Here is a 13,335-nt window from a genome sequence, read left to right as displayed (position 1 = left end):
CATGCCGCCAGTCGATGTCTGACAGGCGCAATCCACGGATCTCTCCACTGCGCAGGCCATAGGTCGACAGCAGCATCAGAATCGCGTAGTTACGGATACCTAAGGGTGAGCGATCACGTCGGGCAATTTCCAGTACCCGATCGATGTCACTTCGAGGGATTGTCGTCGGAGTAGCCTCGTGCTCGTAGATGATAGGCCCTTCAACGGCGTCTGCCAGATCAGTTGGCGTCTGATTGCTATCGAACAGATAGCGCAGTACACCACGTAACGTGCTTATTACCTCCGCCTTTGAGCGGCGCTTCATCACGACAACGCGCGATGCAATATATGCATCGAGGTCCGCAAGGCGCAACGTTTCGATGCTCTTTCCATGGTCGTGCAGCCACCTCAGAAGAGAATACATTTCGAAGCGTCTATTTCTGCGTGTGTTCTGAGATAGCCCGCGCATTTCCACCATCCACGTATCGTATTTGCGCACCAAATCGCACACGACGATATCGTGGTCTGTTGCCTGCGCGAACTCTGGTGGCCATTTACCGTTGTGGACCAGTCGCAACAGCATCTTGATAGACGCGCAATCCTTCCTTCTATTGACGACGGGGAGCGGCTGCTGGTCACGCAGCCGCTTCAGATTCGCTAGATACATGTCGACATCCGACGGAGATACAGACTCTATGGTTTGTCCACGACGCTCCAGATCGAGAAGGAAGCATCGCGCAGCAAAGTCATATTGCTTAGCGACCCTGTGACAGTAGCCTGCCTCCTGGAGACGACGCCTCAATAGATCAAGCCACGGACTTGAACAAGGTACCGATCGATACATGATGACCTCCTTTCCTGGCGGAAGCGCGAGCGTCATGACTGGCGGTTCAGGAGGCTGTCAAATAATGCCGAGTTGAACAGCCGAAACCTACACTCAGCGCCGAGGAACACGGTACTCCTTCGCATTACAGCGTCCTTCTTATTACGCCACGCCGACCAGATCGCGGGCCGCGAAGCCAACGAAATCATCCTTCTGAACAGCCACGACGGCAGCAGCAGCTACCAGATGCTCGCCGGGATGTTCCGGTTTGTGTGCCAGAACGGTATGGTCTGCGGAGACACCATTGGTGATATCCGCGTGTCTCATAAGGGCGACGTGGTCGGCGAGGTGATCGAGGGAGCGTTCAAGGTGCTCGACAGCTTCGAGGCGGCGACCCAGCAGCGCGAGAGGATGGCCGGTCTCGCGTTGACCGACGGCGAACAGACCGCTTTCGCGCGGTCCGCGCTTACGCTGCGGTACGACGACGACAGGCCCGCGCCGATCACTGAACAGCAACTTCTGACACCGCATCGCATGGAGGATCGCGCACCAGACCTGTGGACAACATTCAATCGAGTGCAGGAAAAAATGATCAACGGCGGCCTGCGCGGTCGTAATTCGAATGGGCGGGCGACCACAACCCGCGCCGTGACCGGCATTGACCAGAACATCAGGCTTAACCGCGCCCTCTGGGTGCTCGCCGACGAACTGTGCCGCCTGCGCGGCTGACAGGTGCGCCCGGCCTTCGGGCCGGGCATGACCTCAACTATGGAAACCGACATGGATACCGCTCACATCCGCCCAACGTGGCTGACCGCCCTCCTTCCGCTGCTGGCCGTCTATCAATACGGCGACCGTTCTCTGGTCCGCGCGGAGCTGTTCCGCATGGCCTTGTCCGCCGATGCCGCAGCGCGCTCCGCCGAAGCACTCGACCGGATTGCCAACATGCTGGACCGCGACGGGCACCCAATCGACATGCACCGGGAAGAGTTGCGCGCGATAGCCCGCAACGCTCTCTCCGAGTTTCATCGTGTGCCACCCCGTGCCCCGCAGCCTGCCCTACCCGAGTCAGGATTTTGAACGAAAGTTGTCCTCTGTTTCATTCAAACTTTAAGTAGTACCAATCATGAACAAGCTTTTCTTTACTGGCCGTGTTGCCGCCGCCCCTGTGCTTGCGAATCACGGTGATTCGAAGGTGACGAAATTCACCCTGATTTCCAACGAGTACGCCGGTCGCGACGAAGGCAGCGGTGAAGCGAAGGAGCGTCAGGTGAGAATCCAGTTCACCGCCTTTGGTTCGCGTGGTGAGGCCATCGCCAGAAACGTTCTGAAGGGCGATCAACTGATCGTTGAGGCGAAGCTGTCGAACAACGATTTCACGGACGGTGAAGGCATCGAGCGTTACGGATATAACTTCACGGTCGATAACTTCGACTTCGGCGCGCCTGGCGAACTCAAGCGGGCGCAACTCGCGCGGCGTCAGGAATGATGCATGTCGGCCCCGGTTCATGCCGGGGCTGTTGACCAGCACAGGAGATGACGTTGAAACCCTGGGCTGCGGTGGTTCCTTCCAGCTGATGCCTGGCCGAAAATTGCCTCAGCGGAATGGGCGTCCCAGCCGTCCGGAAAGGGCACCCCCTTCCTGCCAAACCTTGAGCCCGGGTAACCGCAGGCGTCACGCGCGCGCCGGCGCGCCCGGATCGAGGCGCACGGGGACCCGCGCCAGTAGGCGTGGGGAGAGCGCCGGCGCGGCGCATTAGCGCCGGGACGATCCGGTACAGCGCAAGCGAACCGCGGCCGGGGTCGTCAAGCAGCCGGAGGCAGCGTGTTTCCTCCGCGGCGAAGCCGTGGGGGCTGGATCCTGGATCGGCTTGCGGACCGCTGAGGCCGGCGCTGTCGTACGATCCCTTATACGGATTGAATCAACAGGACCCGACATGGAAGGCAGAACGATCTACGCTCGCGCCGACGAACTGAAACGTCTCAAGGCACACATGGTTGTGACCTGGCGCGAACGGCAGCAAGGAACTGGCGTTGGGTACAGTAGCGAATGTTTCCGCGGGATGGTTTCCGGGCTTGCATTGGCCGATGCCCTCGATGCAACAGTGTCGTTCAGCATCGCCGCTTTGATCACCAACCGCGGGTACGAGGCCGAAGCCTCCTACTCCGGACCATCAGGGTAACACCGTGAACATTGCGCCCCGCCCGAAAACGCACCGGATTACGAGCGACGTGCCCGAGCACCTCCTCGAGGCGCCCCAGCACACCATCACGGAGTTTTTTGCGAACGCGCACGGCGGCCAGACGCCGGCGCAGCGCGCCGCGGAGACCCGCGTTGGCGATCGTGACCGCGGCCTCGATTCGCTCCTGCAGCTCGTTGACGTGGCCGAAGGCCAAACCGGACAGGCGGAGACCGTCGCCGAATTTCTCGCGGGCCTGTACAACGGCACCGACTACCGTTTCGACCTCACGGCACTGCGGGCGCTGAACGACGATCTGTTCGAGCACTGTCTGGCCGTGCTGCGACTCCACCACCGCCCGACTGTTGAAGTGCACGGCTATTTTCCTGGCGGTGAGCAGCGCTGGCAGCAGACAATCACGCGCTGGAATCTGGACAAACGCCCCGCGCCGGAGCTGCCGCCGGTTCATGGCGAACGCTATCAGGGCCGCGATGTGACGAATCAGGAAGCACCAGGTTATCACGATATGACGCTGGCAGTGGCGATTGACGGGGACCCTGCACGCCAGTTGCCGATCGAACTACACTTTTCAGCTGGCGACTCGGAGCGTATAGCCACGATCTTATCGACCTGCATCGTGGGGCGTGGCGGCCGCGTGAGTGGCACGAAGGGCCACTCGACATGTAAGAAGGCGAGCTGCGGCCGCAGTGGCTTTAGATTCCGGGCGCACGCCTTATGCGCCAGTAGTTGAGACGAACGTAAGAGTACCAGGGGAAAAGCATATGGCAGTTGACACAAACACGACAATCCGACGCGAATGCTTGCAGCCCGCGATCTATTGGGCCAAACCGACCGGGGCGGAAATCCAGGAGGTAGTCCGGCTGGCCGGTTTTACCGGACGTAGTGCAGCGGAATTTCTGGACCTCGCTGACAAGAGCGGGCGGCAGATACGTCGTTGGATCAGCGGCGAAAATGAAATCCCCTATTCCGCATGGGCGCTACTCTGCCATGCCGCCGGATTTGGCCACATCTGGGAAACAGAAGAGTAGCCTCGAAACGCTGATGATTCGCAATCCTGCGGTTCCTGTATCACGCCGGGGGCGCGACTGATCGGGGTGCCCCTTCAAGAGTCGGACGTTTACGTACGCGAGGCTGGGGCCATCCCGGTATCTCCGAATCTTCAGATGCCCTCTTCCCTGACGGCCTCCCCGAGTGTGTCACGTAACAAAACGAAAAAAGATAGAGCGATGCCATGTCGGGTTGCAACCGGCTTTGCGCCGTGAGCGATCCTCTCCGGGAAACGACACCCGGGCTGGGACCCGACACCTGCAACCATCTGCCCGGATGAATACATGCCGTGCAAGGCAGCTTGTGCACATTTATGTTACGCGTAACGAAATACCATATTTATCGTTATGAATAACGTAAAATAGATGTGGTCAACCGCACCAGGATGGATCATGCCTTCACCGGCAAACGACAAGGTAACCGGCACCACGGAAAAGCGTGGCCGTGGCCGGCCACGGAAACCGGATGCGATGTCGAACGCCGAGCGTCAGGCAGCGTGGCGAGCCCGACATGGCGCGCGCACAAAATCCGTTACTGTAACGAAAAATACCCCTCCGCCTGCCGACGCCCATGACGCCCTGGTGCGGGAGTGCGAGCAGCTGCGTGCTGAACTGGTACAGGCGCGGCGAGAGCTTAAGACTGTGTCACGGGGGAAGCCGTCTGCCCGAGTTCCTTCTGACGTGGCGACGGTCCTCGGGCGGCTTCCGCGTCAGGAAGACGCCGGCTCCGGCGAGCGCCGTCTGCACCTGACGATGACTGGCACCCAGTTTTTCGCGCTGGAGCGGCTGGTCGCGCACTTCGGCCTGTCCCGACGCGCGGTGATCGAGCGCCTGATCGACTGGGCCGACGACACGTTTTCGAGGTCACTTTACGACGACGAAGCCGCATTTAACCGTTACATCGACCGTGACCGTAACGAAAAATAATCCCCCACTGACCGGATCGGCACGAGCCAGATCAGGATCCTGCGGGACCGGTTCCGCCAATGGTGGTCCGTGACTGGCGACGCCCCTAAACGCATGATGTAATCGGTTTTGACAACACACAGGCGCCTTGAATGGCGGCATCCAGAGAAGCATGGCCGGCGGGTTGGTTGATCACCCGCCATCGTCCGCTTGCCACCGCCACACGAGATGCCCGTCACGATCCCTTTGCAGCCGCGCGCCGCAATAACCGAGGGTCGGTCAACCACTCATCACGCGTTCCAACCAGGACGAGCGTGAAGTCCGGATGATTGGGATTGAGCAAATAATTGGATTCCGCAGGAACGACCGCACTGGGAACAGCCAGCACTGCGCTGGTTCGCTTCCGCTCCCACGCTGATCCAAGTTGCTGCAGTTCGGCCCGCGCTGAAATGTCCCGCCAGTCGCGAGGCAAACTGGCGGGATCGATACGTTCGACGATTTTCTCCGGGATACTGGCCGGAATCATCACATAGCGGGCGCGCAGCGGTGAATCCTGGACCAACATCTCGAGCAGCGCGAGCGATTGCGTCTGCGCCGTATACACCATCGCGACGCCTTTGGGGTTCCACCGGCCACCGTACAATCGCGCTCCTTCCCCAGAAAAAGCGGTATCTGCATATCGTTCAGTCACCACCCGCCATGCCGTGAACATCACGCAAACACGCCATGCTCGATGCGTCCTAGCGTATCCATCACGCTATCGGTGCCAATGTCGGTATCGACAAGACTCAGCGGCGTGGCGTCTTCCAGGGCAGCAACCGGCATCTTAAGCCAGGCGAGTGCCAGGTCGAGATCATCAAACACCTCGGCAGCGCGCGCGGCGACACGCGCGAGTCGCAGCAGCTTGGCTGACTCCTCACGGCTCAACACCCCTTCCCGCTTGCGACGCGCCAAGGTCCGCTCCGGGATATCGAGCGCCTGCGCCAGTTCTGCTTGCGAAAGTCCGATGGATTTGAGCATCGCGTCCAGCGCCCGCGACGAAATGCCGTGGCGGACGACCTCCACCCATTCAAGGCCGGATCGGGGAGAACGCGGAAATACCGACCGCCCTCCGAGCAATGAATCGGCTGATACCTTCTCGATAACGTTCATCAGTTTCACCTCCTGCCATTTGGCATCCATTTTATACCAAAATGGCAGAGACAGTAGTTGCTGCCAGGGCATCGCCGGTCCGGGCCGGACTGCCGGCTACTTTCAGCGAATGATCGCCCCCAAACCCCCTTTGGGGGGAGATCGACGACACGCCCAGGCGAGAGCGTGCAAAAGTTGGGGAGGCCGATTTCGTCAGGCCGCCTTGGCGTGCGGCATGGTTGCACGGTCTGTTCTGTTCGATGGTCGGTGCCGGCCTGGCGATGCTGCGCCGATGCATTTGCCGTGACGCGAGGCGGCTATCTCGAGCGCCGAGATGCGGCGGGGCGAGAATTCCGAGTTCAAAACCGCGACCCTGACCGGCGCCATACAGTGCGCCCTTTCGTCAGTCCAGCGCATCTGTCGCTTCTTGGCCATGTGGTGGCTGATGACCTGGTTCATCGCGGACTCGGCGATGCTACTGCTGATCGGCAGGCCCTTGCGATGCCGGGCGACGTAGTTGACCAACGTGCGCGCGTTGTTCCTCAGGTAGGCAACGCTCCCGTTAGTTTTCTGCCGGTCAGACGCGCGCTCGGGCTGCCTTGGGTTTGTTGCGCAGGTACACGAAATGGTAGAAGGCGAAGGAAAGGTCCGCGTGCTTGAGCACGTCTGCTTCGCCAATGGTGGCTATGTCGAACTTGAGACGTTTGATGGCCAGCTTGCCAGAAGGAGACGCAATGTACGCGCGCATGAAGTCTTTCTTTGCCCGTGCGTCGGCCTGGTCGAAAGCTTCGCGACCAGCGCTGACCTCGTCGGCCAATCGCAGCTTGGCTTCTTCCTCAAGAGCTGCACTGTTCGCTTCAACTGCTATTCTCGTGGTGGCTCTGGAAGTCACCTCGGCCTGCTCTTCCGTGGCTTTCTGGGCCAGTACCGTTTTCATCCGGCGCTCAGCCTCTGAAAGCTTGTAGCCCTCAGTGATGGCCTTCATCAGATAGCCCGCAGGACTCCTTGTCACCTTCGCGTCATCAATCTTTGCGCGAGTGTATTCGATTGCATCAAGGATGCGTTCATCGGACCAGATGGCGCGGTTCTGCGAGATGACACTGAACTGCTTTTCGGTGAAGGCGAATTCGTTTTTCAACGTGGTGTAGGTTTCCTTCAACCCAATCAAGCTCGCGCGGACGGTGTCGGCCCCTTCTTTCCTGGAAAGCCTGAAGCGTATCCGGTCAATCTTCTTGGACTTCGGGCTTTCGGTGCGCGTCTCGTAGCTCAGCTCGATGTCAGAGACTTCGTTGATTTGCTTTACCGCAGGCTCGAGACTGTCCCGCTTGAAATACTTGAAGACTGTTGCACTGGAGCCCGCTTTGCCAGGCCAGTTTCGGATCACATCGAGTTCAAACCAATCGGTGATGCCGTCCGTCACGTACGCAATGACGTGGTCATAGATTGCACGTGCGTAAGTAAGGGTGAAGGCCGACGTGATGCGAAGGCTCAACCAGTGCGACTTTTCTGGGTCCTTGATGTGGCGGATGAGCGGTTGCGGGACTTCAAACGTTATGCGTCCCTTGTCAATACCGACAATGCCGAGCAGCTGCACGGATACCCATTTTTCGTTTTCAGTTGCGATGCTACCCTGCGGGGCCGCGGTCACCTGGATGAGTGCCTTCTGTGCTTCGGATACGACTGCTCTCAGATGCTTGTAGTTGTAGCTGTCGTAACGCATGAGCCACCTGAAGTAGCTCAGCTCGACGTCGTAATATTTCGGTGTTGTAGGCTCCTGCGCCACGATGAAGTGCGCTGCATCAAGCAGGCGACGCGCCGTAACTCCGACGTCAGTGACATCAACGAAAACGTTGTTCCGCTGATAGCCGATTTCCTTGGTTGACTTATGGATCGGCGTGTCGGTCGCCAACATCTCCTCAAAAAGTTCGAGCGACATCTGGCGCGATGTTGCGCTTGTCGATACGGCGGTTGACATCGTGCCCTCTTTTCTTGGTTGTTAGCCGCGGAAAACTCTAACACGCGTAGGTGAGATGTCAAAACAAAAAGGCTCACCATCGAAACACTGTTTCAACAATTCGGCTCACCCACCTTCGCTACCCGATCGGTCAAGAATTAGGACCACCAAGGCGTCGCCAGAATGCTCTGTCCAGCTCGCCCGAGGCGTTTGTTTGGTGTTTTTAAAGTCTTAGAAAAAACAAACCCACCAACCTACAACACCTATCAAACTCAAACAAAAACAACGAGTTAGCCCTACAAAGGTGAGTGATTTTGTTTCAGAGGTGAGCCCTTTTGTAGGGCAAAGGTGAATGAAATTCCTCTATGAGAGTGAAGTGTTTACCCGTTCAGGGTGAGACTTCATGTGGCCGCCGGGACCATGGTGAGAGGAATTGTTGAAGCCTTCCGAGCCGCCGACAAAGCCGTATGCGGCGGGGGTTTCCAGCGACCCAATCTGCGACGGTGGTGAGGTTTTCTGTTGGCGACGGTGAGCAAATTTGTATGGGCCAGCGCCACCCACGGTGGAACAAGGGGAAAAGCGTTATGGCCTCGGTAGTTAGGGAGTATCCAAGGAGATACTCGAATTTGCCGGCGCGATGGTGAGGGGAATTGTGGCTGGCTGCCGGGTTGCGCTCCCATGGTCGCATGGTGAGAAGTTTTGTTGGATCGCTGTCAACGCTGCTCACTCATGGTGAGCTGATTCGGGAGGGCGGGCTGGCAAAGCGAGCGATGATTGTGAGGAATATTGTGGGGCGTCCTGTTCTACGCAGTGATTCACTGCAAGACGGGGCGCGCCCGTTTCAAATTGAGCCCGCTCGCCTCTTCTCGTTATGTATTCAACAAAATTTCTCACCCACCTTCGTGACCAGAACCTTCACTGGTCAACAATTTCCCTCACCATGATCTTTCAAAATTCATTCACAAAAACATATATTTGACGCGTCACCGGGCTGCGTCTTTCCACATTATGAAATTAACACGAGTTTTTGGTTGCGAAATAGCCACTTAACGTCGGTTTCTAAGAAACGAGGTTAAGTTACGGGTACATTTTTGTATTTTTCTAGTATTCTACGCTTCGTATCGATTTCGGGCTAAACCTTAAAAACCATGTCCAAAGCAGAATTCCCGGCAATTACGCGAAGAGTGACCTTGGGTGAACTTGCGGGTTTCGCGGAGACGCTTAACACGCTCACGGAAGACTTGCGTAACAGTATCCTGACGCCGAAACCGCGAAAATCGGCTCCGTCATTTACTACGGCGGAGATCGCCGAACTTTGCGGAATGGACCGCACGAAGATTCATTACCAGGCCACAAGGGATGGGAGCACGCTGCCAGCGGGTGAGGCATCGGGTACTGGTCGTAGCCGCCATTTCACACTGGCCGAGGCACGGACGTACGTGCAGCAGCTATCTGAAATATATCAGTCGCCGCTGGTCACCGGGTCGCGCGGTGCGGACGGGAAGGTCATCCTCGTCGCCAACTTCAAAGGCGGTTCGACCAAAACGACGACATCAATGTGTCTTGCGCAGGGATTGTCGCTCCGCGGTCGGCGGGTCCTCGCCATCGACCTAGACCCGCAGGCATCACTTTCCGAGCTTTGTGGCTTGTATGCAGAGAAGGAGGTTGATGAAGATTCGACCGTTTTGCCGTTCATCTATGACCAGACGATCGAAGGCGGGCTGTCATCATTCATCAAGCAGACCTACTGGGACGGTTTGGACGTCATCGCAGCCCACCCCTCCTTGTTCAGTGCGGAGTTCTACATCCCGTCGATGCTCAAGGCTAAGCCCAGCTTTCAATTCTGGGCAATCCTCCGGGAAGGTCTCGCGTCGCTACGCAGCAAGTACGACTACATCATCCTCGATACGGCGCCTTCATTGTCCTACCTGACGCTCAATGCGTTGATGGCTGCGGATTCGATGGTCATGCCGCTGGTTCCGGAAAGCCTCGACTTCATCAGTTCTGTATCTTTCTGGGGGCTGTTCTCCGACATCGCACGTAACTTCATGGAGAGGGAGGCCAACAAGGCCTACGACTTCATTTCGATCATCCTTTCAAAGGTTGATAACAGCCCGACTTCGTCGGCTTCTGTGGTTCGTCCATGGACTCAACGGGCCTATGGCGACTGGCTTACGACAACCGAAATTCCGGCAAGCTCGGCAATGAGTAGCGGCGCGCTTGCATTGTCGACGGTGTTTGACCTGAGCAAGAAGGACGCGAGTTCGAAAACTGTTGAGCGGGTTCGTCAGCCGCTCAGGGAATACTGCAAGTGGATTGACGATATGTACGTCGAACAGTGGAGACTCGGCAAATGAATATCCGTGCTCGAATGGCTGAGCAGACTGCCAATCTGCGCGCCGCGTCAGATATCCCGAAAGACGAAGTTACAGCCTCTAGGCAAGCGAACGATAAGCCGAAGACCGGGCCTGGGATGGCTGCTGCCCTGGCTGCGGCCAACATCAAGATTCAGGAGCTGGAAACTCGCGGCGCGCAATCAGTGCTGCCCGTGTCAGAGATAGTGCCGAACCCTTGGCAGCCCCGGAGGGTTTTCAACGAGGCGAAGCTAGCTGAACTCGCAGAGTCGATTCGCGAGGTCGGGCTGTTACAACCGATCGTGGTTCGCCGAGCGGAGTCTGCCTATCAGATTGTTGCGGGCGAGCGGCGTTGGCGCGCACACAAGCTGGTCGGACTTGAGGAAATCAAAGTCCTCGTCGTTGATTGCTCGGACCAGGATATGGCGGTGCTGGCTCTGGTGGAAAACATCGGCAGGGATGACCTGGCCGACTATGAGATTTCCATCTCTATTCGCCGTACCGAAAAGGAATTTCCAAATCGCACGCGTTTGGCCGAAGCTGTCGGCATGAGCCGGCGAGGGCTGTACAGATACCTCGCATTCGACAGCCTACCCGCGTTCATCGCCAGCGACCTCGATATCAATCCGACGCTTATTGGTGGCAATGCCGCCGATGCGATCGCGAACGTCATTAAGAAGCATGGTGAGAAAGCGGTGGCCGCTGCCCGCGAACTTTGGCCGGAAGTGGTATCGGGAAACCTCGATCAAGGTAAGTACGCGCCGGCGATTGCTGCCTTGGTCGGCCGTCGCGCATCTAGCAAGACGGCTCGCGAGCGCTCAATCGAGAAGTTTTTTGCGGGAAAGAATCACGCAGGCAGCATTACCAAGGACGTGAACAGCTTCACCGTAAAAATCAAAACGGGCGTCCTGTCAGATGCACAGGAGACCCGCATCCGCCAAGTCATAAGCGAGTTGTTTAACGGCAGCCCTCTTGAGTGAGGCATCCCCAATAGGTCTGGAGCCCGCCTTGATGCGGGCTTTCTTTCGACCGCAAGATTCGGTGTGTTATATAGCCGCCGGTGTACGCGATGCCGATGTGCGTTCGCCAGCTTGGCTCCTCGGGTGGCCGGAGCAGATCCCCGTCCACCCGGGGAGCAGGGTGGCGAACGGGAGTGTGCTACTAGGCACACTTTTCGGACGAGCCCTGCTTCCGAGGTGACTCGACCCGAGTCAACCGAATAGCCGTGAATCCCTTGTGGCCACACGGCTGGCGTTAGCCGCCCCCCTCCTCCCCTTTAGCGGCGGGGTGGTGGAAGAGTGTGCTACTAGGCACACTCTTCGGTCGAGGCCCTGCTTGTGAGGCGACCTGAGTCGGCCGCCTCACCGGAAACGCTCCGCGGTCGTATGCCACCCGTGGGGCGTCGGGATCCGAACGCTTTTGGGAACGGACGATGGCTGCTAAAGCGAGTGCCGATTGGATTTGCCGGGTAAGAGACAGCGCAGGCCGCTTGCGCCGCACATTGGGCCGAAATGTGCCCGAGAAGTGTCCACAGACCCGCTGATCAGCTACGCCTCGCCTTGGACCTAACGACAGCCGACGCGGCCAATCATGCAGGTTTCTCAAAGTTCGAGCCTTCTGCCCGGAATCACCCGCAGTGGCTGTTCCAATGTCTTGCCTCCCGCCGCGGGTAGGATGAACGAACGGCCTCCCGCAGACGATCAACGGCGAACAGTTCCTCATCCGCCGGGATCGATTGTGTCGCCGCGGGGTCCGGCGACTTACTTGGAGAGCGTGCAAACCTAGGAGGCTCCTAGGGAGAGCGGCTCGATCTGCCGGGCGCGGCACAGGTTTCATGTGGGGTACGCTGACCGGTATAGCAACGGTGGGAGCAAACCATGCGGTTGATCATCGAAGCAAGGCTGGCCGATGGGGCGTGAACATCGTCGCCGGGCGAGCGACGCTCACAGACGGTCCCCAAAAGTTGTATGCCTATGTACACAAGGAACTCACCTCGGCTGCAGCGCGACTCGATCAGTTCCTCAGCCGAAACGGAGTGGCGAGCGATGAACGCGTGACCGTGATCAACGACGACGCTGGTGAATTTGACAAGGCCGTCCAGGGCAGTCAACTGGCTCGCGGCCGGATCCTCGACTGGCTCCACATAGCGATGAAGTTCCACGGGGCGCAGCGTACCGTGTTCGGCAGCAAGATGATCGCCGCGCTGAAACGGGAGTCTGTGGAGACCGAAATCAATCACGCCACGTGGTTGGTCTGGCATGGCAGGGCAGCAAGGCGATGGAGCGGATCAAGGCACTGGACGGTCGGCTGCTGACGTAGGAGGGGTACGAATTCAGCGCCTGTGGTGGAACCTGAACACTCTCTCCGGGTACCTGAGGAACAACGCGCACACGTTGATCAACCACGGCGCCCGGCATCGCAAGGGTCTGGCGATCAGCAGCGGCATCGCCGAGTTCGCGGTGAACCAGGTCGTCAGCCACCGCATGGGCAGAAAGCGACAGACGCGCTGGACTGACGAAGAGACGCACTGTATGGCGCAGGTTTAAACGGACAATTCTCGCCCCGCTACATCTCGGCGCTCGAGATAGCCGCCTCGCATCACGACAAATGCATCGAGGTAGCATCGCTAGGCCGGCACCTACCAACGAACAGAACGGACCATACAACCCTGCTGCCAGCCCGTGCTTCCTGACTCAATTTCCCCAACTTTTACACACTCTCCAGTGCGCCGTGTTTCTACCTGTTCTCGCTGCACTTCAGTCCGACGCCGGAACCCCGGGACTGGATGCGCGACATGACAAGGGAATGCCCCGCCGCACCACGTAGAAAAGGGGGCATGGAGATTGGAAGCGGAACGCCTTGCCAGCGTGAGGGCGCAGAGTTGAAAATCCCACCCTTAATCCGCATGATGGAGTTGTAGCGACCCTGCGGTTTAAATCGA

15 protein-coding genes and 1 pseudogene are annotated in these 13,335 nt (G+C 58.3%); 11 read left to right on the top strand and 5 right to left on the bottom strand.

Going from position 1 to position 13,335, the window contains the following annotated elements; genetic code table 11:
• Positions 1 to 646 (bottom strand): tyrosine-type recombinase/integrase (locus PQR53_RS34695; RefSeq protein WP_408464441.1); only part of this gene is annotated, 646 nt, incomplete at its 3' end.
• 318 nt (positions 647 to 964) lie between these two features.
• Here PQR53_RS34695 and PQR53_RS34690 point away from each other — a divergent pair.
• From PQR53_RS34690 to PQR53_RS34660, 7 genes and pseudogenes are all read left to right on the top strand, one after another.
• Positions 965 to 1,531, top strand: a pseudogene (locus PQR53_RS34690) (DUF932 domain-containing protein); the annotation flags it as partial.
• A 39-nt stretch (positions 1,532 to 1,570) separates the two neighbouring features.
• A complete protein-coding gene (locus PQR53_RS34685; protein ID WP_408464439.1) occupies positions 1,571 to 1,882 on the top strand; it encodes a hypothetical protein in 312 nt (103 codons plus the stop codon).
• A 46-nt stretch (positions 1,883 to 1,928) separates the two neighbouring features.
• Positions 1,929 to 2,291: a single-stranded DNA-binding protein gene (locus PQR53_RS34680; protein ID WP_097397481.1), complete on the top strand. Its 363-nt coding sequence runs from the start codon at positions 1,929 to 1,931 to the stop codon at positions 2,289 to 2,291.
• 448 nt (positions 2,292 to 2,739) lie between these two features.
• Positions 2,740 to 2,985, top strand: coding sequence for a hypothetical protein (locus tag PQR53_RS34675; protein ID WP_408464437.1), 246 nt, complete (start codon positions 2,740 to 2,742; stop codon positions 2,983 to 2,985).
• 4 nt (positions 2,986 to 2,989) lie between these two features.
• Positions 2,990 to 3,733 carry a DUF7673 family protein gene (locus PQR53_RS34670; protein WP_408464435.1) on the top strand — a complete coding sequence of 248 codons (744 nt, stop codon included), beginning with the start codon at positions 2,990 to 2,992 and terminating at the stop codon, positions 3,731 to 3,733.
• A 31-nt stretch (positions 3,734 to 3,764) separates the two neighbouring features.
• Positions 3,765 to 4,031 carry an XRE family transcriptional regulator gene (locus tag PQR53_RS34665; RefSeq protein WP_115783782.1) on the top strand — a complete coding sequence of 89 codons (267 nt, stop codon included), beginning with the start codon at positions 3,765 to 3,767 and terminating at the stop codon, positions 4,029 to 4,031.
• 411 nt (positions 4,032 to 4,442) lie between these two features.
• Positions 4,443 to 4,976 carry a hypothetical protein gene (locus PQR53_RS34660; protein ID WP_408464433.1) on the top strand — a complete coding sequence of 178 codons (534 nt, stop codon included), beginning with the start codon at positions 4,443 to 4,445 and terminating at the stop codon, positions 4,974 to 4,976.
• A 214-nt stretch (positions 4,977 to 5,190) separates the two neighbouring features.
• Here the strand turns inward: PQR53_RS34660 and PQR53_RS34655 are convergent, their stop codons facing one another.
• The 4 genes from PQR53_RS34655 to PQR53_RS34640 all read right to left on the bottom strand — a co-directional run bounded on the left by PQR53_RS34655 (position 5,191) and on the right by PQR53_RS34640 (position 8,061).
• Complete coding sequence (locus tag PQR53_RS34655; RefSeq protein WP_408464431.1) at positions 5,191 to 5,667, bottom strand: RES family NAD+ phosphorylase; 477 nt, start codon at positions 5,665 to 5,667, stop codon at positions 5,191 to 5,193.
• Complete coding sequence (locus PQR53_RS34650) at positions 5,667 to 6,107, bottom strand: Xre family toxin-antitoxin system antitoxin (RefSeq protein WP_007731380.1); 441 nt, start codon at positions 6,105 to 6,107, stop codon at positions 5,667 to 5,669. The genes PQR53_RS34655 and PQR53_RS34650 overlap by 1 nt, the downstream gene beginning before the upstream one ends.
• 192 nt (positions 6,108 to 6,299) lie before the next feature.
• On the bottom strand, positions 6,300 to 6,611 hold the full coding sequence (locus PQR53_RS34645) for a hypothetical protein (RefSeq protein WP_408464429.1): 312 nt from the start codon (positions 6,609 to 6,611) through the stop codon (positions 6,300 to 6,302).
• A 52-nt stretch (positions 6,612 to 6,663) separates the two neighbouring features.
• A complete protein-coding gene (locus tag PQR53_RS34640) occupies positions 6,664 to 8,061 on the bottom strand; it encodes a replication initiation protein (RefSeq protein ID WP_171929303.1) in 1,398 nt (465 codons plus the stop codon).
• Positions 8,062 to 9,188: 1,127 nt separating this feature from the next.
• On the opposite strand from PQR53_RS34640, the gene PQR53_RS34635 reads away from it, so the two are divergent.
• The 4 genes from PQR53_RS34635 (at position 9,189) to PQR53_RS34620 (ending at position 12,940) form a co-directional block, all read left to right on the top strand.
• Positions 9,189 to 10,397: a ParA family protein gene (locus tag PQR53_RS34635; protein ID WP_408464427.1), complete on the top strand. Its 1,209-nt coding sequence runs from the start codon at positions 9,189 to 9,191 to the stop codon at positions 10,395 to 10,397.
• Positions 10,394 to 11,374, top strand: a complete 981-nt coding sequence (locus tag PQR53_RS34630) for a ParB/RepB/Spo0J family partition protein (protein ID WP_233469119.1) — start codon at positions 10,394 to 10,396, stop codon at positions 11,372 to 11,374. The genes PQR53_RS34635 and PQR53_RS34630 overlap by 4 nt, the downstream gene beginning before the upstream one ends.
• 854 nt (positions 11,375 to 12,228) lie before the next feature.
• Positions 12,229 to 12,708: a hypothetical protein gene (locus PQR53_RS34625; protein ID WP_408464425.1), complete on the top strand. Its 480-nt coding sequence runs from the start codon at positions 12,229 to 12,231 to the stop codon at positions 12,706 to 12,708.
• A gap of 79 nt (positions 12,709 to 12,787) precedes the next feature.
• Positions 12,788 to 12,940 carry a hypothetical protein gene (locus tag PQR53_RS34620; protein WP_408464423.1) on the top strand — a complete coding sequence of 51 codons (153 nt, stop codon included), beginning with the start codon at positions 12,788 to 12,790 and terminating at the stop codon, positions 12,938 to 12,940.
• Positions 12,941 to 13,335: the final 395 nt, after the last annotated feature.

It is taken from the genome of Paraburkholderia fungorum (genome assembly GCF_046027605.1).
Lineage (GTDB): Bacteria > Pseudomonadota > Gammaproteobacteria > Burkholderiales > Burkholderiaceae > Paraburkholderia > Paraburkholderia fungorum_F.
This window is presented reverse-complemented; position numbering and strand designations above follow the sequence as displayed.

Excerpts from the sequence above, each read along its gene's own strand:
- PQR53_RS34685 (WP_408464439.1), top strand. The coding sequence starts at position 1,571 with ATGGAAACCGACATGGATACCGCTCACATCCGCCCAACGTGGCTGACC.
- PQR53_RS34680 (WP_097397481.1), top strand. The coding sequence starts at position 1,929 with ATGAACAAGCTTTTCTTTACTGGCCGTGTTGCCGCCGCCCCTGTGCTT.
- PQR53_RS34675 (WP_408464437.1), top strand. The coding sequence starts at position 2,740 with ATGGAAGGCAGAACGATCTACGCTCGCGCCGACGAACTGAAACGTCTC.
- PQR53_RS34665 (WP_115783782.1), top strand. The coding sequence starts at position 3,765 with ATGGCAGTTGACACAAACACGACAATCCGACGCGAATGCTTGCAGCCC.
- PQR53_RS34660 (WP_408464433.1), top strand. The coding sequence starts at position 4,443 with ATGCCTTCACCGGCAAACGACAAGGTAACCGGCACCACGGAAAAGCGT.
- PQR53_RS34655 (WP_408464431.1), bottom strand. The coding sequence starts at position 5,667 with ATGTTCACGGCATGGCGGGTGGTGACTGAACGATATGCAGATACCGCT.
- PQR53_RS34650 (WP_007731380.1), bottom strand. The coding sequence starts at position 6,107 with ATGAACGTTATCGAGAAGGTATCAGCCGATTCATTGCTCGGAGGGCGG.
- PQR53_RS34640 (WP_171929303.1), bottom strand. The coding sequence starts at position 8,061 with ATGTCAACCGCCGTATCGACAAGCGCAACATCGCGCCAGATGTCGCTC.
- PQR53_RS34635 (WP_408464427.1), top strand. The coding sequence starts at position 9,189 with ATGTCCAAAGCAGAATTCCCGGCAATTACGCGAAGAGTGACCTTGGGT.
- PQR53_RS34630 (WP_233469119.1), top strand. The coding sequence starts at position 10,394 with ATGAATATCCGTGCTCGAATGGCTGAGCAGACTGCCAATCTGCGCGCC.
- PQR53_RS34625 (WP_408464425.1), top strand. The coding sequence starts at position 12,229 with ATGTGGGGTACGCTGACCGGTATAGCAACGGTGGGAGCAAACCATGCG.